Source organism: Bacillus sp. ISL-39, from assembly GCF_018613295.1.
GTDB lineage: Bacteria > Bacillota > Bacilli > Bacillales > Cytobacillaceae > Mesobacillus.
Genome location: NZ_JAGGQM010000001.1, coordinates 246,069 through 269,816 on the forward strand (window position 1 = coordinate 246,069; position 23,748 = coordinate 269,816).

The window sequence follows — 23,748 nt, forward strand, 5'->3', positions numbered from 1 at the left end:
AGGTTTTAACATATGTCAGTAGTAACAGATAAGGCGAATACGACTGTAAATGCAAACATGGTGAAAGAGGATGCTCAAAAGGTTGTATATGAAACAAAGGATCTTAATCTGTGGTATGGAGAAGGTCACGCGTTGAAAAATATTAACCTGGCGATCAATGAGAATGAAGTAACAGCAATTATTGGGCCGTCCGGCTGTGGTAAATCGACATACATCAAAACATTGAACAGAATGGTTGAGCTGGTCCCTACTGTAAAGATTTCCGGAGAGATTTTATACAGAGGGAGAAATATCCTTGATAAAGCCTATCAGGTTGAGGATTTAAGAACGAGTGTCGGCATGGTGTTCCAAAAACCGAATCCATTCCCTAAATCCATTTATGATAATATCGCTTATGGCCCTAAGATCCATGGAATCCGCGATAAGAAAATCCTTGATGAAATTGTTGAAAAGAGCTTAAGAGGTGCTGCAATCTGGGATGATGTTAAAGACCGTTTGAACCAGAATGCATACGGCTTGTCAGGCGGGCAGCAGCAGCGTATCTGTATCGCACGTGCTCTGGCCATTGAACCGGATGTCATCCTGATGGACGAACCTACATCTGCACTTGATCCGATTTCCACCTTGAAGGTCGAGGAACTGGTACAGGAATTGAAGAAAGACTATAGTATCATAATCGTTACACATAATATGCAGCAGGCTGCCCGTATTTCTGACAAGACTGCATTCTTCCTGAATGGGGAAGTCATTGAATTTGCCCAGACGGATAAGATCTTCTCCAATCCATCAGACAAGAGGACAGAAGATTATATTACTGGACGATTCGGTTGATTTTTAATCTTGAAATTTCATTGGAAGGATGAGGATGCATGGTAGTTAGAGGGAAGTTTGAAGAAGACCTGAAGACATTGCACGGAAAATTGCTGGAGCTTGGAAACTTTGCGGTCAACGCACTTAACCAGTCGCTGGAAGCCCTTGAAAACAAGGATATCGAACTTGCTTTGAAAATCCTTGAAGATGATGCGGAAGCTAATATACTGGAAGAAGAAATCAATGATTTTGCGATTTTATTGATCGCTAAGCAGCAGCCAGTTGCTGTGGATTTAAGACGGTTGATTGTTGCGATCAAAATTGCGACGGATATCGAGAGAATGGCGGACTTTGCCGTCAATATTGCCAAGTCTACAATCAGGATTGGTAAAGAACCGCTTGTTAAACCCATTGAGCACATCAAGCAAATGCACAAGATCTCAGTTGAGATGCTAAAGTTATCGTTAGAAGCCTATAACGAAGAGGACCTTGGCAAAGCAAGACAAGTAGCACAAATGGATGACCAGGTTGACGACCTTTATGGAGAGACAATAAAGGAACTTTTGAGCCTTGCTCAAACCAAGCCAGAACAGCTGGCGCAAATCACTCAGCTTTCATTTATCAGCCGTTACCTTGAACGCTCAGCAGATCACGTTACGAATATCGCTGAAAATGTATTTTATCTGGTAAAAGGGAAGCGGTACGATCTGAATCAATAAGCATTCGAAAGAGAGGGGGATTCCCTCTCTTTTTTGTACAAAAAAAAGACCCTCCAGAGAGGGCGCTGCGTAATTATCGATTTTTCGTGATGATTTTCGCGATTTGGTGATAATCCAGGCCGCTTTTCAGTTCATACTTGCCGATTTGTACCTTTGTGTGGTAACCCTTATCAATAAGGAACCGCTCGAATTTGGTTTCATCATCGATGATCCCTTGACTTTCCAGCATCGTCGCGACATCACCAGGTGACATGCCACCAGCGATAATGAGAGTAAATGGCTTCTCCTCTTTAACTTCCTCGGCCTTTTCTTCAGTGGCTTCTTCTTTCGGTTTTTCTTCTTTCACAACTTCTGCTTTTTTCTCGTTTAGTTCAGCAAACTCGGCGCTGCTCAACACCTTATAGCCCTTTTCTTCAAGTATCTTCATTGCTTCTGACACCGCAACAACTTTCTTCTTTGGTTCTTTTTCAGCAATCACGCTGCTGCCTGCCCAGAGAAAAATTGCTGCAAAAATGAGTCCTAACGCGAATGCTTGCGCTGTTCTTTTATTCATACGATCTGTCCTTTATCAACAAATTCATTAATGATCTCCTGAACTTCCTGGTTCGTAAGAGATGATTGCTTTGCAATTTGGTTTATATCCATCCCTTGCTGGGCAAGCGACCATACCTGATTTTTTATGATATCGTGAATTTGCTTTTTGCCAGTATTGAATGAAGATTGCTTTTCCAGAGTTGTATCGTTTACAAGCAGTTCTTCCTCCAGTACCTTAAGCTTCTTCTTGATCTGGTATAAATCCTGGATTTGCTGGATTGTCAGCTGGTCGATTTCTTCGCGCAATTCTTTGTATGGATCTTTCAAAAAGAAAGAAAGTGCGAAAAGAAGCGCGGCCAGGACAAAAAGGCTGATGATTATATAGCCCATCTGTTATTCCTCCCGAGCTGTTATTAGAACACATAGAATTAGTTTACCATTCAAGGCAGGAAAATTCGATTTATATTTTTTTCCTGAAAAAAAATGATAGATTTGTCTTATTATGATTTCCAGTCACTGTAAAGGCTGTCGAATTCCCTCCATATTTGTAATCCTAATAGACTATTGAAAAATAATTGGAGAGTTAAGCACAGAGTATTCAGCAAGCTGCAAATTGCGACAATTTGCGTTCATTGTGGCTGGCAGAGGAACATGCTAACATAAATTTAACGAATATATTTTCAATTCCATTAATATAATGATTCATTTGGGGGTGCATCGTGACAGAGAAGGATCAAAAAATATACAAGCTTCAGGACCAGTTAGTTGCGATAAGCCTTTCGCCTGGAAAGCTGCTGGTTTACTGGCAGCTGCAGGATGAAAAAGTCCAGTTCATCTGCGAATATTTTTATATACCGGAAGACCAGGTCATCAAGGGCCTGCGCTTAATTGAGCATGGTTCTAGTAGAGTCCTCCATGAGGTCATTCTTCGTCAAGGAGTGTCAAGCTGGGTGTTCAAGGGAATCAAGCCAACAGGTAATTATTATGTTGAATTAGGAGTTAAGCGCAGTTCAGAGACATTTTTGCCATTATTAAAATCAAATTCGATTATTCAGGATGGCAAGATCCAGTTAACGGCGGGGCAGCCACCTTCACCCGGATGGGTTGGGAAGGTAAGCACCTACACCTATTATGAGAATCTTGAAGGGAGCATCTTCAATTGAAAGGCATCGAGAATCAAAAAGAGAAAACTATTTTGATGCTCTCATGGGAATATCCCCCCCATATAATAGGCGGGCTTGCCAGACATGTACATGCACTGGCAACTGAACTTGGCAACAGAAATCAGCAAATTCACGTTCTAACGAGCAGACCGGATGATAGCCGAGAATATGACTATCAAGGAAATGTACATATCCACCGGGTAAATCCAATTAATGACCAGGACACGGATTTCCTCTCCTGGATGGCCGGGTTGAATGTGGCAATCATTGAAGAAGTATTGAATATCGCCAACCACATTAAATTCGATCTTGTCCACACCCATGATTGGATGACAGGACCCGCTGCAAAGTTTCTCAGCAAAAAATTGGAGATACCACTGATTGCAACCGTGCATGGCACGGAATTTGGCCGTAATAAAGGCATTTTTTCCGATCTTCAGCAATTTATTTCAAAGAAAGAAAAGGAACTCTGCCGTGATGCAGATGAAATTATTGTATGCAGTGACTTTATGGAAGCTGAGATCCTCTCTTTATTTGAAGTCCCCAATAACAAGATTTCGGTCATTCCGAATGGGGCAATGTCAGAAAAATTGGAGCAGCCCCCTTTAGATATTGAAGAGTTATATCCGTTTTTAAAAGGAAAGAAAATGGTTTACTCCATAGGAAGAATCGTTAAGGAAAAAGGATTTCAAACCTTGATTGCGGCTGCAGACCTCTTGAAGATGAAGGTCGAGGATCTATGTTTTGTGGTAGCAGGTAATGGGCCCTTATTAGAATGGTACAGGCAAAAGGTTAAGGAGCTGGGACTGGATGGGTTTGTCCATTTTATCGGCTTCGTTAATGAAGATATCCGGAACAGCTTGATGATGAGAGCTGATATCGCTGTTTTTGCCAGCAGTTATGAACCATTTGGACTTGCAGCTGCTGAGACACTTGCTGCAGGTGTCCCGACAGTCGTGGCAAAAACCGGGGGCATGCAAACATTGATAGAGGATTATAAAACAGGTTTTTATATGCAGCCAGGGGATGAAAAAAATCTTGTCCGCATTATCGAATGGATTCTTGAAAATGAAGCCTGTTCTGAGGAAATCGGCCGAAACGCTTTGGAATCAATCAATGAAAAATTTAGTTGGGCACAAAATGCAAGGGCTACAGATACACTGTATATAAGAGCGCTATCAAAAAATTGCCAAAAGGAGGGTATTAAATGAAGATGAATGCTTATCTCCAGATCGATAATGAAGAGAACTTCGGACGGAGCAGGAAACCATTGATTTTTAGTCCAGGCATATGGGTGAATGGAAAAGTGTATTGGCTTGGGAATATGACGGAGAAACTCCTGCCGCAGGAAGATTTGTCGATAAGAATCAAACAGGCAAATGTTCATTCAAGGGTTGATTTTTTCGATCTTTATGTGACGAATCATTCCAAAGTTGGCAAAGAAGCGAGGTTAATCCTGATGCAGCGCCATGCAGAAAGCGCCAATGAACAATTCAGCTTTGTCTCACCAAATGAAAATGTCATCTTCCATTTTGCAGATAAAAGGGTTTATCTCGTAAATGGTTTAAATAGCAATGGGAGTATGAAGCAGTGTACAGTTCAGCCGATATGGAATGTGAGCACAGAACGGCTTTGGAATTGCCGGAAATCAGGTAAGCTTAATTATCAGCCAATGGCAAAGGGAACTGCAGCAAGCCTGTTTTCGCTCGATTTGAAAATGAACCCCCGTGAAACACAAAAAAGCAGCTGCTGGATGATCGAAGGAAATGAAAAAAATACAGTTGTTCATTTGAATGCAATGCTTTTAAAAAACACACTAGCAATTCACGACAAAAAGTGATATTATAGAAAAGTCGTATGCACGAACCTAGCTCGAATAGTTTGGAGGGAAATTACATGCGTGTAAATATTACATTAGCTTGCACAGAATGCGGAGAGCGCAACTATATTTCTAAAAAAAATAAGCGTAACAACCCAGATCGTCTTGAGCTTAAGAAATACTGCTCTAGAGATAAGCGCGCGACTACACATCGCGAAACAAAATAAGCAGCGGGATTTTTCCCAGCTGCTTTTTTGTTTGTCTAAAAACCTATAAATCATTTCTCCGATGCTGGCAGGAATGGTATTGTTAAAATATATAATTCATACAGATGTGCAGAGATCAATACATAAAATAGCCTATAACCTTTGGGGGGAAGCATGAATGGATGCAAAAAAAGATCTGAGAAAGAACATTATAGCAATGTTATCAGAGATTAGCCTGCCTCAATATGAAGACCAGTCTTACAAGATTGCACAGCAGCTATTTAAAAGTGACGAATGGATGGAAGCTTCAACAGTGGCGGTTACTGTTTCGAAAGCTCCGGAAGTAGATACGTTTCAAATCATCAGGAAGGGCTGGGAGCAGAGGAAAAGGATGGTCGTTCCAAAATGCGAACCGAAGTCACGAAAATTGGATTTCAGGGAACTGAAGCAATTTTCTGAACTTGAATCAGTCTACTATGGTTTATTGGAGCCGATTGTTTCCGAAACGAATCCAGTAGACTCTGATGAGATAGACTTAGTGGTCGTCCCAGGACTCGCTTTTTCAAAGAACGGCTATAGGCTTGGGTTCGGTGGAGGATACTATGACCGTTTTCTGGCAAACTATCGGGGAAAAACGGTTTCTCTGGCGTTTAAAGACCAGATTCTTTCTCAAGTTCCCGTTGAAAGCCATGATATCGCTGTGAAAAAAATCATCACCAGCGAGGGAGTTATCATCATTGGAGACTGACCAGCTCTTGGTAATTGGATTTATCGCAATATTCTCGGCATCTTCAGGATATTTTAAATTTTTGAAACCATCGGGAGCTTTTGCCGCTTTTTTTACCGGATTGTTCATATGGGCCGGTTTCGGTTTAAGGGGACTTCTATTGATGGGGGCTTTCTTTATTACCTCGAGCTTGCTGTCAAGGTATAAAAGCAAACGAAAGGAACACCTGGGTGAATTGCATGAGAAAGGGTCGGCAAGGGATTGGGCCCAGGTAGCTGCCAATGGGGGAACTGCAGCATTAGCGGGTCTTGCAAACTTTATTGCACCCGACCCGGTTTGGCTCATGGTACTTGCAATCTCCATCGCCAGTGCCAATGCAGATACATGGGCTTCAGAACTGGGCGTGTTAAGCAAACAGCAGCCAGTATCGATCAAATCCTTTAAAAGGGTGCCAAGTGGAACCTCGGGTGCAGTTTCAGGATATGGAACATTAGCATCTGCAGCTGGTTCCCTGGTAATCGCTTTAATCGCTGGTTACATGTTGAGTGTGGAACCTGTCTGGGTAATCCTGGTATTTATTTTCGGATTGGCAGGGTCGTTGCTGGATACATTGCTTGGTGCCTACCTTCAGGCAGGATTCCAATGTGTCCGCTGTCATTTGCCTACTGAAAAATTGACCCATTGCTCCATTCCAACTAAACAGATATCAGGCTTTAGCAGAATAAACAACGACGCTGTTAATTTTATCTCAGGTCTTACTGTGGCTATTATGGGAATGGCATTATATAACATCCTTTAAAACAATCAGAAACTTTGTTCGTTCTTCTGGTTTATTGGTTATGAAGTGATCCAGACATAGAAGCTCCAATCAAGGCTAAACTTATAGAATTGAAATGTAACAAAATGTTTATAATGATAACGTTTACTAAGATTATTAGCCCTATATTCAGCTGCAAAGAAAAAGTACAATCTAATTAACGAGTAAATTAAACAAGGTGGTATCTAGATGAAAAATCATGTAAACCGTGTTGTCCTGGTTGGAACAGGCTTCGTTGGTTCAAGTTACGCATTTGCGATGGTCAATCAGGGAGTAACTGAAGAGTTAGTGCTTGTTGACCTTAACAAGGAAAAGTCAGAAGGGGACGCAATGGATTTAAACCATGGTATGGCGTTTGCTCCTTCCCAGACGAAAATCTGGTTTGGTTCGTATGCTGATTGCAAAGATGCAGATTTGGTTGTGCTATGTGCAGGAGCCAATCAAAAACCAGGAGAAACAAGGCTCGATCTTGTGGAAAAGAACTCTAGAATTTTTAAAAGCATTGTCGATGAAATCATGGCCAGCGGTTTTGACGGGATTTTTCTTGTCGCAACTAACCCTGTCGATATCCTCACATATGCTGTATGGAAATACTCCGGCCTGCCAAAAGAACGCGTAATAGGTTCAGGGACAATACTGGATACCGCAAGATTCCGCTTCTTGCTAGGAGACTATTTCAAAGTAGATACCCGGAACGTCCATGCCTATATCATAGGTGAACATGGTGATACGGAATTGCCTGTATGGAGTCATGCTGACATAGGCGGTAAGCCGATCGCCAAAATGATGAAAGACCAGGAGCATTATAAGCACGATGACCTCGAGGAAATTTTTACGAATGTACGTGATGCTGCCTATCATATCATCCAGCGTAAAGGTGCTACCTATTATGGAATTGCCATGGGTCTTGTCCGGTTGACTAAAGCGATTCTCCAGGATGAAAACTCGATTTTGACAGTTTCAGCACACCTAAGCGGTGAATATGGCCATGAAGATATCTATATCGGAGTTCCAGCTATCGTCAATCGCAACGGCATCCGGGAAATTGTCGAACTGTCCCTGGATGAAGATGAACAAAAGAAATTTGCCCATTCTGTAGAAGTGTTAAGGAAAGTCATGGAGCCTGTCATAAAAGGATAGAAAAATGGGCTGCTGATTACTGCAGCCCATTATTTTATTCACTGTTATGTAACCGCTTTCTTCTATTATATATACATCTTTTGATGCAGTATTTTAAAGACGGGTGGATAAATAGTTGGATATATTGCCAAAATAAAAAGGGAGGGATTTATATGGTAAGGAAAATGGTCTCTATCTTCATGCTTGGACTGGCAGGATATTTTGTTTTTGAGAATAGGTACCGGCTCATGAATATGCTACTTGGCAACAGGTTTTTACGCCGGGTGGCTGTGGGTTCAATCATGGGCATGCCTGGTATTAGAAGCAAAATGATGGATTCATTATTCTCAGGACCTTCAGAGTTTCAGTAAAGGCTGTTATCGCATTGATTGTTGCTTTTCGAACCTATACAAGTATTCGAATTAATAAAGGTATCGGGGCTCATTTCGAGGATATTTCTAATGGAAATTTACGGTCATACTTGTAAAAACCCAGGTGCCGGTTTTTTTACTCTTGTTGAGAAAGCTGCAACGTTTACGAAAAGAGCCTCAGTAAAAGACCTTGTCGGGTCTTTTTCTGTTTCGGAGGGCTATTAATATCTTGGTGATGAAGCTTTAGTTTATAATCATTATATAGAGGAAAGATAAAATACATATTAACGGCTGGGACCGGAGCAGGAAAGTAGGGGAGAAGTTGGCTTTTTTGGAAGAGTATTTGTTTTGGAAGGTCGCGGAATTCCTGATTGTGAAGAAGGAGTATCGTATCCTCCAGCTATCGCAGGAACATGGAGAGCTGTGGCTGGAAAAAACAGAAAACAAGCATTCGCAGGTTGTTCGCCTGCTGCAATATAATCTTGATTGGAGCAACTGGCTGCTTCGCGATATCGGAATGGCTGCGGAGAATGGTGACAGAATCCGCAGGAAACTGGCTAAAGGAAACTTGAAGATTCTTAATCTTTACTTTAGTGCGTATCCCCCAGTAGATGATTATGAGTTCAGGATCGCCGAACCGGTCCTTTCGGAAAATGGAAAGGTAACGGTCGATTCCATAGTAGTAGAACGAGCAAATGCGTCTGAAGCAATAAGCAAAATAGAAAACCGGTTTGATGGTGCTATAGGGATTGAGCTGGCAGAGGAATTTTCTGTTAATGATGTAGAGTCCACTAAAAAAAATGCCCTCTCCAGTGCAGTTGGCCGAGCTAAAGAAGAGCAATCCGTATTTAATTATGGAAAGCCCTTTTTTACCTACCTATTTATTATTGTGCAGGTGTTGATGTTCTTGGTTCTTGAGGCAGCAGGAGGAAGCACAGATACATCAACATTGATAAAATTCGGTGCGAAGTTCAACCCGCTGATACTTGAGGGAGAGTGGTGGCGCTTTTTCACACCGATTATCATCCACATTGGATTGCTCCACTTGTTCATGAATACCCTCGCTTTATACTATTTAGGAACGATGGTTGAACGGCTTTACGGCAATTTGAGGTTTTTGTTTATATATACCTTTTCTGGCTTTAGCGGTGTGCTGGCCAGCTTCATCTTCAGCCCGAATCTTTCTGCAGGAGCGAGCGGTGCGATTTTTGGCTGCTTTGGCGCTTTACTTTATTTTGGTGTCGCGAAGCCAAGGCTTTTTTGGAGGACATTGGGACTGAATATTCTTGTAGTCCTTGGCATCAACCTTGCTTTTGGCTTTACCATTCCCGGAATCGATAATGCAGGCCATATAGGAGGGCTTGTTGGAGGGTTTGCCTCGGCAGGTATTTTCCACCTTCCCAAGAAGAAACGCCCCATGCTTCAAGGAGCATTCCTGGTTATTTCCGTTGCGGCCATTTTTTTATCATTGCAGTATGGTTTCAGCGGCAAAGCTAATTTAGTAGATGAAAGATCAATATTGGTTCTTGCACAACAGCATATAAAAGAGGAAGAGTATGAGCAGGCCAATGAGCTGCTTACAGATTATCGCCAGCTGGAAACACTTTCGGCCGAATCCTTATTTATGCTTTCCTATACCGAAATCAAGCTGGCCAGGCTTGAGAATGCCAAAAGCAATCTTCTTCAGGTGATTGAAATGGCTCCTGATTTCCACGAAGCCTATTATAATTTGGCCCTGATTTATTTCGATGAAAAAAGCCTGAAGGAAGCCAAAATTTATGCTGAAAAAGCGGTAGAGTTAAATCCAGGGCAGGAAAGTTACCGTACTACACTTGAGCAGATCAATCGCTACCTTGAAGAAGCTGCTTAAGTACGATGCTCTCACCAGTAGCAGTTTGTGTCACAACCAGCAGATGGCTTTTATCTCTTGAAACCAGAATCATAGGCATGGTACTGTCAAACGGATCAACGACAGTGCCATCGCTTTTTTTTATGCCCAGGTAATAATTTTTATATAATCCTTCCCAGAGCTTCCCGAGAATATTGGCAGTTTCCTTTTGTGTAAAACCTTTTAAAGGCTGGTCTTCGTACTGTCTGATTGTATCGAGCGGTACAGTTATATAATTCACTGCTTTGAACTTATACTTTTTTTCTGCCTTGCTTAAGCTTTTAGTAAGAGTGTTACTTACGCTCTGGTCAAGAACTTTCTTCCATTCTTTCTCCTGTTTGCTTTTAGCGACCGAAAAGGACTGAAGTGGGCTGAAAGGAGAATCAATTACATATAGCATATCATCAGACATCCTCTGCGAGCTTGTGATTCTATCCCCGTCACCATGAAGTTCCGAATAATGAAAAGTGATGGCGTCATATTTTGCGCTTTCCCCGTGTGAAATGAAATCTTGCTGCTCTAAATCCGCTGTCTCCTGCTCCCACTTGGCAAACTTTCCTTTCAATAGACCATTTACAAACAAGAGCCCCATATCCTGTCTCAAGTATGCATCCTGGTCCAAAGTTGACTGTACCTTCCAATCAACTACATGTTTATTATTCTTTTTATCTTTTTGTAACGTTAACGACGTGCTTGCGCTTTTATACTTTACTGCATCATTCAATGGGAAGAAAGTGATGGTCTCCTCCGTACTGTTAATATTCTGAAGCTGGATCATCAAAGCAGAGACTGCTAAAGCCAGTGCACTAATACCCAAAAATAAAAACTTTTTCATCAGCTCACCCTTTTCAATATTGTCAGGAGTCGGTATAACCACTATATGATACTTGTCCTGAACACATGCAATTAAGTATGATTTTCTCTTTATTTGTCTAAGATGGTGAAAGAAGTGGACAGGAAAATACTGGGCAGCTTTTATTTGACTGACTGCTCACGCAATAATTGCTAAGTTCTCTTTTCAATTCGTTCCTGATCAAGCTCTGCGATAAGCTCTTTGGATATAACAACAAAGTTTATAAAAGAGCCATAATGAAAGGTGTTTGGTTAATATGGCAGAAAAAGTAACGCATCCCGTACATGAGAACCTAAAAGAAAATATTAAGTTTTTAAGAGAAGAACTCGGAATTGGCAAAAGTTTTGATGTCATCCAGCTGGACGTCGAGTACGCTGGCAGAGAAATGGCATTGTTTCTAGTTGATGGATTTGTAAAAGATGATATCCTGCTCTATATCATGCAATTACTGGCGAAGCTTGAGCCAGGAGCATTGGACGTGGAAACCCTCAAGAAGCTGGTCAAGACGTACATACCTTATGTAGAGGTAGAAACGACTGACGATCTTGATAAGGTAGCGGATATGGTGTTGGCCGGCCCAACGGCACTAGCGGTAGATGGAGTCGCGGAAATCATCCTGATCGATGCAAGAACCTATCCTGTCCGAGGACCGCAGGAACCAGATACAGAAAGGGTAGTAAGAGGTTCGAGAGACGGGTTCGTGGAGACATTGGTCTTCAATACTGCGCTTACAAGAAGGAGAATCCGTGACCGCACTTTAAGAATGGAGTATCAGCAGGTAGGCAGGAGGTCGCAAACCGATATAGTGGTCTGTTACATAGAAGATATTGCTGATCCCGAAATGGTCAAGAAAGTAAAGGACTCCATCAGTAAGATTGATACGGACGGATTGCCGATGGGGGAGAAAACAATCGAGGAGTTTATCTCGGGACAGCATTGGAATCCATTTCCCACAGTGAGGTATACAGAGCGGCCAGATACTGCGGCAACCCATTTGTATGAAGGGCATGTCTGCATCATTGTTGATGGATCACCCAGTGTCCTGATTACTCCGACAACCTTTTGGCATCATTTGCAGCATGCCGAGGAGTACCGAAATAAACCGCTTGTCGGTGCATATCTGAGAATGGTACGGTTTATGGCTGTTTGGGCATCTTTGTTTTTGCTTCCTTTATGGTATCTGTTCGCAGTCAAACCCGATTTGCTGCCTGAAAAGATGGCCTTTATTGGCCCGAATGATCCTGGTCAAATCCCTTTGTTTTTACAGTTTTTCCTAATTGAAATTGGAATCGATATACTCAGGATGGCCGCGATTCATACACCGACCTCCCTGGCAACGGCGCTTGGCCTTGTCGCTGCCTTGATGATTGGGCAAGTGGCGGTCGAAGTTGGCCTTCTTACAAATGAAGTCATCCTTTACCTTGCAATCGCGGCAATTGGAACCTTCGCAACTCCAAGTTATGAAATGAGCCTGGCAAACAGGCTTGTAAGGATATTCCTGCTTATATTGACTGCAGCATTCCAACTATACGGATTCCTGATTGGGATCGTGCTGTTCATCATCTTGCTCGCAAGAATGAAATCCTTCGGTGTACCTTACTTGTGGCCGTTCATTCCTTTCAACCCGAGGGCGTTCCGCGACGTCCTCGTCCGGTCACCCATTCCACTAAAGAATAGAAGGCCGCGGATATTGAAACCGCAGGATCCAGATCGGTAAGATAGAAGAGCAGCACTTGTACATTTCAATAGAGTTTGTATACAATCTGAACACCTGACAGCATTGTCAGGTGTTTTATTTATCGAAAAAAAGAGCTATATTTGGAGGGAATCGTACCCTTATGAAGGTGCAGCGCATTTGATAAGGGTACAATTAAGCGAGAAACGTACCCTTATGAATGGCAAACGCAGTCTATAAGGGTACAATTAAGCGAGAATCGTACCCTTATGAAGAGCAATTACAGTCTATAAGGGTACAATTATGTGGGAATCGTACCCTTATGAATGGCAAACGCATTCGATAAGGGTACAATTAGGCGAGAATCGTACCCTTATGAAGGTGCAGCCCATTCGATAAGGGTACAATTAAGCGAGAATCGTACCCTTATGAAGAGCAATTACAGTCTATAAGGGTACAATTAAGCGAGAAACGTACCCTTATGAAGGGCAAACGCAGTATATAAAGGTATAATTAGGCGAGAAACGTACCCTTATGAAGGGCAAACGCAGTCTATTAGGGTACAATTAGGCAAGAATCGTATCCTTATGAAGGGCAATTACAGTCTATAAGGGTACAATTAAGCGAGAATCGTACCCTTATGAAGGGCAATTACAGTCTATAAGGGTACAATTAAGCGAGAATCGTACCCTTATGAAGGGTAATCCAAACACATAAGGTACATTCGGTGCTAATCATATTAAGCATGATTTCGAAAATCTTAACAAACGCATAAAACGCTTTCGTATTTGTCATAAAATCTTCTCCAGCATACTTGAGGAGGCATTGAGTATCCTTTATACTTAAGTAATGGAAACATGCTCTAATTTTCACAAACATTGAGGGGATTACATTGAAAACGATTTATGACATCCAGCAGTTCCTGAAAAAATTCGGGACAATTATTTACATAGGTGACAGAGTGGCGGATTTAGAACTCATGACCGCCGAACTGAAAGAACTTTATAATTCCCAATTGATTGAGACAAAAGACTACCAGACTGCGATTTTGCTTTTACGCCAGGAAATCCGGATGGAAACAGAAAAAAAACGCAAATGAGAAAAGGTGACAGAAAATGGCTGAGAAATGGCTTGTAGGTGTAGATTTAGGAGGTACAACAACCAAACTTGCTGTCATAAGCATGTACGGTGAAATTATGCATAAATGGGAGATCCCAACAGATGTCTCAGACGGAGGGAAGAATATTACCGTTAATATTGCTAAGGCGATTGATGCGAAACTCGAGGAATTAGGTCATTCAAAGAGTGAAATCATCGGAATCGGCATGGGTGCTCCTGGTCCAGTGGATCTTGCGACTGGTGTGATTTTTGAAGCAGTGAACCTTGGATGGAAAGAACCTTATCCTTTGAAAGACTTGCTTGAAGTCGAAACCTCGCTTCCGGCCGTAATCGATAACGATGCTAACTGTGCGGCACTGGGGGAAATGTGGAAAGGTGCAGGAAATGGCGCCAAGGATCTTGTATGTGTCACCCTGGGGACAGGGGTAGGCGGCGGTGTGATCACGAATGGTGATATCGTTCACGGGGTAAGCGGTGCGGCTGGTGAAATAGGCCATATCACTTCATTGGCTGAAGGTGGAGCGCCGTGTAACTGCGGTAAAACAGGGTGCCTTGAAACAATTGCATCCGCAACTGGAATTGTCAGGATTGCCACTGAAGCCTTGAACAAAGAAGCTTCAAATGGAGAACTGGCAGCAGTTTATAAGGAGACAGGCTATGTTACAGCTAAAGATGTTTTCGATTCTGCCAAAAGAAACGATTCATTGGCGCTGAAGGTCGTTGACTCAGTGGCTTTGCATTTAGGTATTGCACTTGCAAATATCGCCAATACCCTGAATCCGGAAAAAATCGTGCTAGGGGGCGGAGTTTCAAAAGCTGGTGATATCCTTCTCAATCCAATAAAAGAACAATTTTTGCGCAACTCTTTTCCTCGAGTAGCACAATCAACTGAAATCAGTATCGCCACATTGGGAAATGATGCAGGTGTGATTGGCGCAGCATGGCTGGTCAAGAACAAAATTGGGCAAGAATAACTGGTAACAGGGAGTTTTCTGTGAGAATACTCCCTGTTTTTTTATGTGTATAAAGTTTCAATTTTCGGAATTTGGACATTCCTGAAACTTTTATAGGTTTATTTCGTCTAAAATAGTGGAAAATCACAGTAATTGGTCTATGGTTTTTTACTTTGATTTTGTTTGCTTTTTAGAAAAAAAAGTATTAAGATTATCTTTGATTCTTGAGCAAGTGGAAAAAATAACCTAAAAATTCCCATATCTGTTATTTTTGACAGGGAGGTAACAAGCAAATGAAGAAAAATACCTGGACTAAAGCATCTATTGTTGCGATTGCGACAATCCTGCTTTGGCTAAAGACTTATATTGCCTATAAAACTAGCTTTGATATAAAAATTGAAAACTGGAGACAGGAAATCATTCTGCTCATGAATCCCTTAAGCTTCTTGATGGTCATCCTGGGAATCAGCATGTTCATGAAGGAAAAGGCCCAGAAACGCTACATTTTGATAACAAGTTTCATAGTTTCCGCAGTCTTGTTCGCTAATGTAGTATTTTACCGTTTCTTCAATGACTTCCTGACGATTCCTGTGCTTTTCCAAACGAGTAATATGAGTGATTTGGGCAGCAGTGTCACCGAATTAATCAATATAAGTGACTTGTTTTATTTTGCTGATTTGCTCGTGTTGGCCATTTTATTAAAAATCAAGCCAAATATAATAGTATTCCGCGAGTACTCCAAAGTGGACCGCAGAGCTTTCTTCCTTGTGGCGATCGCGATTGCATTCTTTAATCTTGGAATGGCTGAAACTGAGCGTCCGCAGCTGTTAACGAGAACTTTCGACAGAGAAATGCTGGTAAAAAATATCGGAACATACAATTACCACTTATATGATGCTTTCCTTCAATCGAAGTCATCCGCACAGAGAGCAATGGCTGATGGCAGTGAGCTCGCTGACATCGACAACTATGTTCGTGCAAATTATTTACCCCCGGACGATGAGATGTTTGGTGCTGCAAAAGGGAAAAATGTGATACTTATCTCCATGGAATCCACACAGGATTTTGTCATAGACCAGACTGTAAATGGAGAAGAAATTACACCTTTCCTGAACGATTTCATAAAAGAAAGTTATTACTTCAACAATTTCTATCATCAGACTGGTCAGGGAAAGACTTCAGATTCTGAATTCCTGGTTGAGAATTCACTGTATCCATTAAGCAGAGGTGCAGTATTCTTTACGCACTCCGGAAATGAATATACAGCAACACCAGAAATTTTGAATGAAAACGGATATTTCACTGCTTCTCTGCATGCGAATAACAAGAGCTTCTGGAACCGTGATATCATGTACCAATCACTGGGATACGAGCGCTTCTATTCGCTGCCTGATTATGAAGTGGAAGAAGAAAATTCAGTAGGCTGGGGCATGAAAGATATTGAGTTCTTCCAACAATCCGTTGACCACTTGAAGGCTATGCCGAAGCCATTCTATTCTAAGTTCATTACATTGACGAACCATTTCCCATTCGAACTGAATGAGGAAGACCGCCTTATCGAACCATATACGTCAAATGATAAGACAGTCAATAATTATTTCCCAACTGTTCGTTATCAGGATGAGGCTCTTAAGCTGTTTATACAAGATTTGAAAGATGAGGGACTTTACGAAGACTCCATCATCATTTTATATGGTGACCATTATGGGATCTCGGAGAATCATAATAAGGCGATGGGTGAATATCTAGGCAAGGAAATTACGCCTTTTGAAAGCACTCAGCTGCAGCAAGTGCCGCTGATCGTCCACATTCCTGGCCATGAGGGCAAGACAATGACTACGGTTGGCGGACAGATTGACCTAAAGCCGACCATCCTTCACCTGCTGGGAATCGACACTAAAAATAACATCGATTTTGGGTCCGATCTATTCTCGAAGAATCGACGTGATTTCGCTGTTTTGCGAGATGGCAGCTTCATCACAAAGGATTATGTATTCACAAGAGAAACTTGCTACGATAAGACAACTGGCGAGCCGACTGACAAAGCAGCTTGTGAGCCTTTCTTTGAACAAGCAAAGAACGAGCTTGAGTTCTCCGATAAAATCATTTATGGAGACTTGCTGAGATTTTATGACGAGCAAGATGCAAACAAAGAAAATGGTTCCCCTAAATCCAATAAGTGAAATTCTGTAAAACCTGCACCTTAATATTATGGGTGCAGGATTTTTATTATGGAAGTTATAAAATAAGAGTAGTAATTTGCCTGAATCAATGAGATATTACATAGTGCATAATAGCTGGTTTTTGGCTTTTAAAAAAAGAGGGTAATGTATAATGATTGTTTTTGCTGATTTTTCATAATTCATTGAAACATTTACAGGTTTCTAACGTACAGATATATACATGGTTAAAAATGGGGGTGTAGAGGTGAAGAGCAATAAGGTAAGTACATATCATACACCTTATGTTATTTGGGTGATGATGATCATCATCACTTCTGCATCAATATTTTCTGGCTGCTCTCAGCAACTTGAAGGTTCATTGCATGAAAGAGCTGGTCATAGTTTGAAAAGGATGAAGGAACTCCCTGCTCCTTCGTTTTTGGGAGTGGATGTGATTCCGATTCGTATTGGCGAGCAGGAGGAATTCTATAAATCAGCAGGCTGGCTTAGTGATTCTGAAATCCTCTATATTACAAATAAAGGAGAAAGTACTTCCTTATTATATTCCTACAATCTTGGATCTGGAAAGGCAACATTGCTATATACAAGTGCGCAGCCAATCATTAACGCGGTACCAAGTCCAGAAAGAACCAAGGTGCTGATCCATAGCGGTGCATCAGAAGAAGGACTCCTGACTATTATTGATTTGTCAGGTGAAGAGATGTATTCTACCAGCATTCAATCATATGATATAACTTTTGAGTGGAACCCATTCGATGAAAATTTATTAATGATCTCTTCTTTTACGGCAGATTGGGATTTCAGCAGTTATTTGCTTGATTTAAGGAACAATAAGCTCAAAGACGTCGAACTTCCCGAGCCCTTTGTCAGATGGATATCCGAGGATGTTCTTGTCTATCAGGAATGGGAAGAAGAAGGGATGTCTCTTACGGCACCATTAAATTCGTTATCTCTTAAGGAAAATAAGATTGTAACCTTGCATGAAGATGTATACCAGTTCGATTCCTTTGGGCCGTATTTAATGACTGTCAAAGTGAATGATGCGGAAGAGGGATTGTATACATTCATCAGGGATGGAGGCAAACCGGTCGCAGAATTTACAGCGCCGCTGTTAACCTCTTTTTCTGGATGGGTCGTTCCTTTTTATGATTTAATGGGAAATGGGAAGGATTTTATCTATTTGAGAGCAGACAGTCAGGGAGATGCTGACCTTTATGAGGGTGGATTTAACTTGATGCGTTATCATATAGATACCAAAAAAGAGGAAGTTGTGTTTAACGAGTTGGCCAATGAACCACTTTCCTGCTCACCTTCCGGGGAGATGTGCCTTTATGGTTTCCAGCTCGAAAAAGTCTTGAATATCAAGACAAACGAGATTTTTAACCTCGTTTACTAATGGCTGTTTTTGTTTTTGCTATGTAGCACATGCTCCAGTTGTCGCTTTATTAAAGGTACCGGGTTTCTTTTCAAGGAACTTTTTAATAATAATTGCCTTTGTAGCGGGTTGAGCTAGCAATGAAGCTAACGAAATGAGCCTTACTAATTGATTTTGCAAGGAGAGATTTTAATGGCAATCGTCGATGTAACAGTTATACCAATCGGAACTCAGACGCCAAGCGTGAGTTCTTATGTAGCAGATATCCAAAAAATTCTTAAGCAGTATGAGGAACGGGGCGAAATCCAATATCAACTTACGCCAATGAACACTTTGATTGAAGGAGAACTGCCCGTTTTGTTTGAGGTGATCCAGGCAATCCACGAAGCACCTTTCAATGCCGGGATCCAGAGAGTAGCCACAAATATCCGGATTGACGACAGGCGTGATGTGAAAAGAAGGATGCAGGATAAGGTAGACAGGGTAAATGAATTATTGAAATAGAAGTGAATGAAAAAGACCACCCATGGGTGGTCTTTTTCCGTGTCTCAAATTAGTGCGCTGTAGGGAATCCAGAGTTAAGGACCGTCATGACTGTGAACCAGCCAATAACTAAGAAAGTTCCTCCACCAAAGACGATTCCAAGAATGTTTTTGTTTTTAAGCGCCGAGAAAGTTGCATAACCGGCAAGCAGTGTGACTAAAGCGAAGATAATTGCCAATCCCATGATAAAGCCCCCTTCATAATTAGGCAGACATTAAGCCTGTTTGTTGAATTAGTTGATTGAAATTTAGGCGGCAGCCTGTTATGTAATGACAAGCATACACTCGTTTTATATTTTATATTTTTTTACACCATTTGTCGAGGTCTAAAAACTCAACTTTCACCTTATATGCCTTTACTATACCCATCACAAGGTCAGTATAATGGTCTATCGTAAAATAAATCCCTTCTGCGGACGTATAAACAAGATGTTCTTCCAACTGAATAAGAGCCATTTCAATCTGGGTGTTACCGCCTGCTGTAAACCTGAAGGCTGACAGATCATTAGAGTACAAATAAGTATCAGGTCCTGCAGAGAATCCATAATCGTAAAAACCGGCACCAGCTGTTCCTTTCACTTTTATCAGTTGATGTGTTTCTTCAAGGAGGTCGGCTTCTGACAGTAATTCTGAAGCTGCATCTGCCATTTTTTGCTGCCCGTAAATATAAATATGTCCATGGACAAGATGCGGAGGGACGGCTGATTGAAGAAATTGTTCAAATTCAGTCAGTTCGGAAAGTATTGAGTTGGCCTCAATTCCAATGAAAATTTGCACTTTACAACCTCCTCCGTTTTTTATTGAAGAACACATATATGTTCAGAATCCCGTAATTCGACTTAAGCCCTTGCCTTAAGTTCACCAAGGCTCATAAGCTTTTCATTCGCAAATCCTGAAAACTTGCCTGACAATAGTGTAAAATAAATATATGAATAATACCACTAGAAGCTGGAGGCTATTTTTGATGAAATGGAAACAGATTCCCCTAGGTCCTTTACAAACAAATTGCTATATTGTATATGATGAAAAACAATCTTGCCTGATTGTCGATCCAGGTGACAATCCGAAAAAGCTGGCAACAGTGATTGAACAGCTTGAGCTAAAACCGGAAGCAATTGTGCTGACACACGCTCATTTCGATCATATTGGCGCGGTGGATAGAATTAGGGATAAATACGGAATCAAGGTATATATCCATGAAAAAGAAAAGGATTGGCTGTCGGACCCTGCCTTGAATGGTTCCAGGCATTTCATGCTAAATGAACCGATCAAAGTGCGTCCTGCTGACCACTTGATAAAAGATGAAGGTGTCATGTCAATTGGCAGCTTTAAATTCGAAGTGTTTGAAACCCCTGGACATTCTCCAGGAAGTATATCGATTTATTTTCCAGACGCGGAATTTGTACTGGCAGGAGATGCATTGTTTAATGGAAGCATCGGAAGGACGGATTTGCCAGGTGGCAACCATAATCAATTAATCAGAAGCATACATGATAAGCTCCTTGTATTGCCGGAACAAACAGAGGTGCTTCCCGGACACGGACCAACAACCTCCATTGGTTCAGAAATGGATTCCAATCCTTTTTTAAATGGATTTTAAAAAGGGAGCAGAATGATTAAGGAAACTAGGAAAGCCCTTCTCAAAGAGAAGGGCTTTCCTGGGGGATGTTCTATTCATATCATGGGAGGGGATATAGTTAAGCTACTACTAAAACAATATAATATTGAAAACACTATGTCAATAGTGAAAACTTTTTTTCAAGGAGTTATTATGAAAGGAATAATCAAAGAGTATATTGAAGCCTCCCCGGAAAAAATGATTTCTTATGCTGAGTATATGGAGCTTGCCCTTTATCATCCGGAGGAAGGATATTACATAAAAGAACGTCAGAAAATAGGCAAAAAGGGAGACTTTTATACATCGAGCAATGTAGCTGATGTATTTGGCAAGCTGATCGGGAAATGGTTTGCGAAAAACTCCGGAACCCTAGGCTTGCCACCGTCTGTTTGTGAAATAGGAGCTGGGAATGGGCGCTTTGCCCGGTCATTTATACAAGGCTGGAATGAACTGAGTCATGAACGGCTTAGCTATTGGATTGTTGAAGCGAGTCCATATCATCGAAAACTTCAAGCAGCGGAATTGGACGGCTTGGAAAATGTGAACGTCCTTCATGCTGATGCATATGAGGGAACAGGCATGGAACAAGGGCTGATTTTCTCTAATGAATTATTTGATGCTTTTCCTGTTCATGTCGTCGAAAAAAGCGAGAGTGTTATAAAAGAAGTTTTTGTTGGCCATGATAATGGTGAATTAAAAGAGATCATGATTCCGGTGATGGATCATCGAATTACCGCTTTTTTAAACGACCAGGGAATTGAACTGGCTGAAGGGCAAAGGATGGAGGTACCGCTTACGTATGAACCATTCCTGAAATCGATCGCAGAGCAATTCTCGAAGGGGATCATGATGACTGTAGATTACGGTTATACGAAGGAAGAGTGGATGCACCCATCGCGCAGGCGCGGCAGCTTGAGGGGATATTACCAGCACCAGATGTTTCATGATGTTTTGCAGCATCCGGGAGAGATGGATCTGACAAGTCATGTGCATTTTGATGCGCTTAAATCCACTGGTGAAAAATACGGCCTGAGCTTCGTGCGAAAGATGAGACAGGATGAGTTCCTGATGGCTGCAGGGATATTGGATGAGCTCGCGGAACACCACGATCCCAATCCTTTTTCTGAAGCCAGCAAGCGCAATCGTGCAATTCGGAGCCTGATTCTCCCAGGCGGGATCAGCCAGTCGTTTGATGTCATTCTCCAGGCAAAGGGTATGGGCAGCCTGGATGAAAAACTATTTTAGTATTTGCGAAAGCAAATAAAAAAAGCGATGGATAACCATCGCTTTTTTTACTGCATAAGAAAGTATAAATTTTTCCACTTAGATTAGTGTCTAGCTCCAGCGCCTAGCCCCTCGAGACGTTTGTCTAGCTGCGGCTCCTAACTCCTCGAGTCGCTTCGGTCCTGCCAATGAAGTCAAAGAACGACTTCACTGTCAGGCCCTCCAGCGCTTGTCGGAGTTGGGCAGTCGCCACCGCTTTTCGTTTTCGGTCCGCCCGATGAAGTCAAAGAGCGACTTCCCCGGTCGGCCCTCCAACGCTTGTCGGGGCTGACCAAGGCGCTTGCGCTTTTCTTACTTGAGCGTAACAATTGATCAATGTCCAGTTCCGCCTAATGGCATCATAAATGTTGACCAGTAAGTAAATCCAGCAAAGAAAATCGTTAAGTATGCGCCGAAGACGTAAATGTACATACGCTCAGACAGTTTCAAGTAACTTAATAGCAAGAAAAATCCAGTTTGACCAAAGAAAATCAAGGACGTCGTATACATGTCACCCAAGAAAAACATGACAGCAAAGATTCCCGTCCAGAATCCTAAAACTCTGTACATACGATCCAAAGATATCCCTCCTTTACCCTACAAGTCCATCACTATCATATTATAAAGTAAAGTGGAGTGAAAAGTAAACAAGGATTGATTATTGTGTAATAACAGCCTGATATGAACAAGAGCCACAGCCTGTGAACATATTCTCTTTTTCGATCAGCTCGATTTCACCAAAGAGGGATTCGAACATTCCGCGCAAGAATTCATAGTGCATATTGCAGACTGTTTCGGTATGCTCCATTGCTACTTCCTTAAAAGGACAATTGAAGATCTGGAAGTAAATCCTGGTCTTTTCGCTGTTAGGTTCGAATTCTGGATAAAAACCAGCAAGAGTCGCAGCATTCTTGATTGAATTCAATTTATGTTCAAACTTCATTTCAGCTGACATTTGTGGATGGCGGGATAATTCTTGATCCATCAGTTCTTCACCAAAGCGTTTTCCTGTCATGTACAATGCTTTTTTTCCAGCTTCTCCAAGCGACATCATTGTCGTCATTGCGATTTTTGACAATAGCTGATAATCACGGAATGGGAAGTGCAGCTGGATCACTTCATCTGAAAGGCGGTACAGTCTGCTTGGACGGCCGCCCTTGCCGGTTTTTTTTGTCTCGGATATCAGCATGTTCACATCTTCGAGTTTTGATAAATGCAGCCTTGCTACATTTGGATGGATATCAAAATTATCGGAGATTTCCTGTACAGTAACATCCTTATGCCTTTTTGTGATGTATTGATAAATATAATAACGCGTTGGGTCAGACAAAACACTTGTAATTTTTAATGTTTGCTCCACCTTAGTTCACCTCAGCCCACTAATTTGCCTTCATTATAATACAGGGGAAAATAAGGTTTACACTGTTTACACTATATGTTTAGAAAATGTTCACAACTAAATGGCGAAATGATGACAAAAAAGTATACAAATGTTATACAAAAGTTATACAATATGTATAGAAGATAATTATGTTCGCCAGGAGGTAACTTAAATGGAAGAGCTGACGTTTTATTCTTATCCTAGCTGTACATCATGCCGTAAAACAAAAAAGTGGCTGGTCTCTAACAGCGTGAAATTCAATGAACGTCATATGTTCAAAGATACTCCATCGAAAAAAGAATTATTGCAGATTTTATCATTGACGACTGAAGGCTTGGATGAACTGCTTGCCACAAGAGGAGAAACCTATAAAAATCTGGGAATGGATATGGAAGACCTGCCACTTTCAGAGGTAATCAAACTTGTCATTGAGGAACCGAAGCTGCTTAGACGGCCGATTTTAACAGATGGGAAAAAGCTAATTGTCGGTTTTAACCCTGATGCCTTGAAAAAAATAGCGAGGTAACAAGAAAAGCGCAAGCGCCTTGGTCAGCTTGACAAGCGCTCGAGCTGGATTAATAAAACCATTTCCACAAAACCATAAAAAACGGAA

The 23,748-nt window shown here is 41.6% G+C and carries 27 protein-coding genes; 20 read left to right on the forward strand and 7 right to left on the reverse strand.

Translation table 11 applies throughout. The annotated features are described in order from the left end of the window. The first annotated feature begins 57 nt into the window (after nt 1-57). Together pstB and phoU are read left to right on the forward strand one after the other, a co-directional pair. The gene (gene pstB / locus J7E37_RS01190) at nt 58-831 is read left to right on the forward strand and encodes a phosphate ABC transporter ATP-binding protein PstB (RefSeq protein WP_251009402.1); all 774 of its coding nucleotides are present in this window, start codon (nt 58-60) and stop codon (nt 829-831) included. 38 nt (nt 832-869) lie between these two features. Then, nucleotides 870-1,529 carry a phosphate signaling complex protein PhoU gene (phoU, locus tag J7E37_RS01195; protein ID WP_214778297.1) on the forward strand — a complete coding sequence of 220 codons (660 nt, stop codon included), beginning with the start codon at nt 870-872 and terminating at the stop codon, nt 1,527-1,529. A 73-nt stretch (nt 1,530-1,602) separates the two neighbouring features. Here the strand turns inward: phoU and J7E37_RS01200 are convergent, their stop codons facing one another. Both J7E37_RS01200 and J7E37_RS01205 read right to left on the reverse strand, forming a co-directional pair. Next, nucleotides 1,603-2,082, reverse strand: a complete 480-nt coding sequence (locus J7E37_RS01200; RefSeq protein WP_214778299.1) for a hypothetical protein — start codon at nt 2,080-2,082, stop codon at nt 1,603-1,605. Beyond that, nucleotides 2,079-2,453, reverse strand: coding sequence for a hypothetical protein (locus tag J7E37_RS01205; RefSeq protein ID WP_192470881.1), 375 nt, complete (start codon nt 2,451-2,453; stop codon nt 2,079-2,081). Before J7E37_RS01205 ends, J7E37_RS01200 begins: the two co-directional genes overlap by 4 nt. 329 nt (nt 2,454-2,782) lie before the next feature. Between J7E37_RS01205 and J7E37_RS01210 the strand changes: the two genes are divergently transcribed. The 9 genes from J7E37_RS01210 (at nt 2,783) to J7E37_RS01250 (ending at nt 10,155) form a co-directional block, all read left to right on the forward strand. After that, nucleotides 2,783-3,226 carry a DUF4912 domain-containing protein gene (locus J7E37_RS01210; protein ID WP_214778301.1) on the forward strand — a complete coding sequence of 148 codons (444 nt, stop codon included), beginning with the start codon at nt 2,783-2,785 and terminating at the stop codon, nt 3,224-3,226. Beyond that, entirely contained in the window at nt 3,223-4,437 is a 1,215-nt protein-coding gene (locus J7E37_RS01215) for a glycosyltransferase family 4 protein (RefSeq protein WP_214778303.1), read from the forward strand. Before J7E37_RS01210 ends, J7E37_RS01215 begins: the two co-directional genes overlap by 4 nt. Further along, the gene (locus J7E37_RS01220) at nt 4,434-5,066 is read left to right on the forward strand and encodes a hypothetical protein (RefSeq protein WP_215021926.1); all 633 of its coding nucleotides are present in this window, start codon (nt 4,434-4,436) and stop codon (nt 5,064-5,066) included. Before J7E37_RS01215 ends, J7E37_RS01220 begins: the two co-directional genes overlap by 4 nt. A 56-nt stretch (nt 5,067-5,122) precedes the next feature. After that, nucleotides 5,123-5,272 carry a 50S ribosomal protein L33 gene (gene rpmG / locus J7E37_RS01225; RefSeq protein ID WP_192470885.1) on the forward strand — a complete coding sequence of 50 codons (150 nt, stop codon included), beginning with the start codon at nt 5,123-5,125 and terminating at the stop codon, nt 5,270-5,272. 157 nt (nt 5,273-5,429) lie between these two features. Further along, a complete protein-coding gene (locus tag J7E37_RS01230; protein WP_214778307.1) occupies nt 5,430-5,999 on the forward strand; it encodes a 5-formyltetrahydrofolate cyclo-ligase in 570 nt (189 codons plus the stop codon). Continuing rightward, entirely contained in the window at nt 5,989-6,777 is a 789-nt protein-coding gene (locus tag J7E37_RS01235; RefSeq protein WP_215021928.1) for a DUF92 domain-containing protein, read from the forward strand. Before J7E37_RS01230 ends, J7E37_RS01235 begins: the two co-directional genes overlap by 11 nt. Before the next feature lie 207 nt (nt 6,778-6,984). Further along, on the forward strand, nt 6,985-7,935 hold the full coding sequence (locus tag J7E37_RS01240; protein ID WP_214778311.1) for an L-lactate dehydrogenase: 951 nt from the start codon (nt 6,985-6,987) through the stop codon (nt 7,933-7,935). A gap of 152 nt (nt 7,936-8,087) precedes the next feature. Continuing rightward, on the forward strand, nt 8,088-8,285 hold the full coding sequence (locus J7E37_RS01245; protein WP_214778312.1) for a hypothetical protein: 198 nt from the start codon (nt 8,088-8,090) through the stop codon (nt 8,283-8,285). Between the two features lie 331 nt (nt 8,286-8,616). Further along, entirely contained in the window at nt 8,617-10,155 is a 1,539-nt protein-coding gene (locus J7E37_RS01250; RefSeq protein WP_353049968.1) for a rhomboid family intramembrane serine protease, read from the forward strand. Here the strand turns inward: J7E37_RS01250 and J7E37_RS01255 are convergent. Next, complete coding sequence (locus J7E37_RS01255) at nt 10,127-11,008, reverse strand: hypothetical protein (RefSeq protein ID WP_215021931.1); 882 nt, start codon at nt 11,006-11,008, stop codon at nt 10,127-10,129. The genes J7E37_RS01250 and J7E37_RS01255 overlap by 29 nt on opposite strands. Nucleotides 11,009-11,282: 274 nt before the next feature. Here J7E37_RS01255 and J7E37_RS01260 point away from each other — a divergent pair, with 274 nt between their 5' ends. The 6 genes from J7E37_RS01260 to J7E37_RS01285 all read left to right on the forward strand — a co-directional run bounded on the left by J7E37_RS01260 (nt 11,283) and on the right by J7E37_RS01285 (nt 18,835). After that, nucleotides 11,283-12,743 (forward strand): spore germination protein, encoded by a 1,461-nt coding sequence (locus tag J7E37_RS01260; protein ID WP_214778317.1) that lies wholly within the window; start codon nt 11,283-11,285, stop codon nt 12,741-12,743. An 850-nt stretch (nt 12,744-13,593) separates the two neighbouring features. After that, entirely contained in the window at nt 13,594-13,800 is a 207-nt protein-coding gene (locus J7E37_RS01265) for a YqgQ family protein (protein WP_214778319.1), read from the forward strand. Nucleotides 13,801-13,816: 16 nt separating this feature from the next. Then, complete coding sequence (locus J7E37_RS01270) at nt 13,817-14,794, forward strand: ROK family glucokinase (RefSeq protein WP_215021933.1); 978 nt, start codon at nt 13,817-13,819, stop codon at nt 14,792-14,794. Between the two features lie 272 nt (nt 14,795-15,066). Beyond that, nucleotides 15,067-16,956: an LTA synthase family protein gene (locus tag J7E37_RS01275; protein ID WP_214778327.1), complete on the forward strand. Its 1,890-nt coding sequence runs from the start codon at nt 15,067-15,069 to the stop codon at nt 16,954-16,956. Between the two features lie 244 nt (nt 16,957-17,200). Further along, nucleotides 17,201-18,352 (forward strand): YqgU-like beta propeller domain-containing protein, encoded by a 1,152-nt coding sequence (locus J7E37_RS01280; RefSeq protein WP_214778329.1) that lies wholly within the window; start codon nt 17,201-17,203, stop codon nt 18,350-18,352. A 171-nt stretch (nt 18,353-18,523) separates the two neighbouring features. Then, the gene (locus tag J7E37_RS01285) at nt 18,524-18,835 is read left to right on the forward strand and encodes an MTH1187 family thiamine-binding protein (RefSeq protein WP_214778331.1); all 312 of its coding nucleotides are present in this window, start codon (nt 18,524-18,526) and stop codon (nt 18,833-18,835) included. A 49-nt stretch (nt 18,836-18,884) separates the two neighbouring features. On the opposite strand, the gene J7E37_RS01290 is transcribed toward J7E37_RS01285, so the two are convergent. Then, a complete protein-coding gene (locus J7E37_RS01290; protein ID WP_192470898.1) occupies nt 18,885-19,058 on the reverse strand; it encodes a DUF2759 domain-containing protein in 174 nt (57 codons plus the stop codon). A gap of 112 nt (nt 19,059-19,170) precedes the next feature. Beyond that, a complete protein-coding gene (locus J7E37_RS01295; RefSeq protein WP_215021935.1) occupies nt 19,171-19,650 on the reverse strand; it encodes a hypothetical protein in 480 nt (159 codons plus the stop codon). Between the two features lie 187 nt (nt 19,651-19,837). Here J7E37_RS01295 and J7E37_RS01300 point away from each other — a divergent pair, with 187 nt between their 5' ends. Together J7E37_RS01300 and J7E37_RS01305 are read left to right on the forward strand one after the other, a co-directional pair. Then, nucleotides 19,838-20,473, forward strand: coding sequence for an MBL fold metallo-hydrolase (locus tag J7E37_RS01300; RefSeq protein WP_215021937.1), 636 nt, complete (start codon nt 19,838-19,840; stop codon nt 20,471-20,473). Nucleotides 20,474-20,644: 171 nt separating this feature from the next. After that, the gene (locus J7E37_RS01305; protein ID WP_214778337.1) at nt 20,645-21,736 is read left to right on the forward strand and encodes a class I SAM-dependent methyltransferase; all 1,092 of its coding nucleotides are present in this window, start codon (nt 20,645-20,647) and stop codon (nt 21,734-21,736) included. 351 nt (nt 21,737-22,087) lie between these two features. On the opposite strand, the gene J7E37_RS01310 is transcribed toward J7E37_RS01305, so the two are convergent. Continuing rightward, nucleotides 22,088-22,333, reverse strand: coding sequence for a DUF2626 domain-containing protein (locus J7E37_RS01310; protein WP_023627332.1), 246 nt, complete (start codon nt 22,331-22,333; stop codon nt 22,088-22,090). Nucleotides 22,334-22,412: 79 nt separating this feature from the next. Continuing rightward, on the reverse strand, nt 22,413-23,114 hold the full coding sequence (locus tag J7E37_RS01315; protein WP_215021939.1) for a helix-turn-helix transcriptional regulator: 702 nt from the start codon (nt 23,112-23,114) through the stop codon (nt 22,413-22,415). A gap of 193 nt (nt 23,115-23,307) precedes the next feature. Between J7E37_RS01315 and J7E37_RS01320 the strand changes: the two genes are divergently transcribed. Continuing rightward, nucleotides 23,308-23,661 carry a Spx/MgsR family RNA polymerase-binding regulatory protein gene (locus J7E37_RS01320; RefSeq protein WP_215021940.1) on the forward strand — a complete coding sequence of 118 codons (354 nt, stop codon included), beginning with the start codon at nt 23,308-23,310 and terminating at the stop codon, nt 23,659-23,661. The last annotated feature ends 87 nt before the right edge of the window (nt 23,662-23,748 follow it).

Excerpts from the sequence above, each read along its gene's own strand:
- J7E37_RS01245 (WP_214778312.1), top strand. The coding sequence starts at position 8,088 with ATGGTAAGGAAAATGGTCTCTATCTTCATGCTTGGACTGGCAGGATAT.
- J7E37_RS01275 (WP_214778327.1), top strand. The coding sequence starts at position 15,067 with ATGAAGAAAAATACCTGGACTAAAGCATCTATTGTTGCGATTGCGACA.
- J7E37_RS01305 (WP_214778337.1), top strand. The coding sequence starts at position 20,645 with ATGAAAGGAATAATCAAAGAGTATATTGAAGCCTCCCCGGAAAAAATG.
- J7E37_RS01255 (WP_215021931.1), bottom strand. The coding sequence starts at position 11,008 with ATGAAAAAGTTTTTATTTTTGGGTATTAGTGCACTGGCTTTAGCAGTC.
- J7E37_RS01260 (WP_214778317.1), top strand. The coding sequence starts at position 11,283 with ATGGCAGAAAAAGTAACGCATCCCGTACATGAGAACCTAAAAGAAAAT.
- J7E37_RS01200 (WP_214778299.1), bottom strand. The coding sequence starts at position 2,082 with ATGAATAAAAGAACAGCGCAAGCATTCGCGTTAGGACTCATTTTTGCA.
- J7E37_RS01240 (WP_214778311.1), top strand. The coding sequence starts at position 6,985 with ATGAAAAATCATGTAAACCGTGTTGTCCTGGTTGGAACAGGCTTCGTT.
- J7E37_RS01320 (WP_215021940.1), top strand. The coding sequence starts at position 23,308 with ATGGAAGAGCTGACGTTTTATTCTTATCCTAGCTGTACATCATGCCGT.
- J7E37_RS01285 (WP_214778331.1), top strand. The coding sequence starts at position 18,524 with ATGGCAATCGTCGATGTAACAGTTATACCAATCGGAACTCAGACGCCA.
- pstB (WP_251009402.1), top strand. The coding sequence starts at position 58 with ATGGTGAAAGAGGATGCTCAAAAGGTTGTATATGAAACAAAGGATCTT.
- J7E37_RS01300 (WP_215021937.1), top strand. The coding sequence starts at position 19,838 with ATGAAATGGAAACAGATTCCCCTAGGTCCTTTACAAACAAATTGCTAT.
- phoU (WP_214778297.1), top strand. The coding sequence starts at position 870 with ATGGTAGTTAGAGGGAAGTTTGAAGAAGACCTGAAGACATTGCACGGA.
- J7E37_RS01230 (WP_214778307.1), top strand. The coding sequence starts at position 5,430 with ATGGATGCAAAAAAAGATCTGAGAAAGAACATTATAGCAATGTTATCA.
- J7E37_RS01205 (WP_192470881.1), bottom strand. The coding sequence starts at position 2,453 with ATGGGCTATATAATCATCAGCCTTTTTGTCCTGGCCGCGCTTCTTTTC.
- J7E37_RS01270 (WP_215021933.1), top strand. The coding sequence starts at position 13,817 with ATGGCTGAGAAATGGCTTGTAGGTGTAGATTTAGGAGGTACAACAACC.
- J7E37_RS01290 (WP_192470898.1), bottom strand. The coding sequence starts at position 19,058 with ATGGGATTGGCAATTATCTTCGCTTTAGTCACACTGCTTGCCGGTTAT.
- J7E37_RS01220 (WP_215021926.1), top strand. The coding sequence starts at position 4,434 with ATGAAGATGAATGCTTATCTCCAGATCGATAATGAAGAGAACTTCGGA.
- rpmG (WP_192470885.1), top strand. The coding sequence starts at position 5,123 with ATGCGTGTAAATATTACATTAGCTTGCACAGAATGCGGAGAGCGCAAC.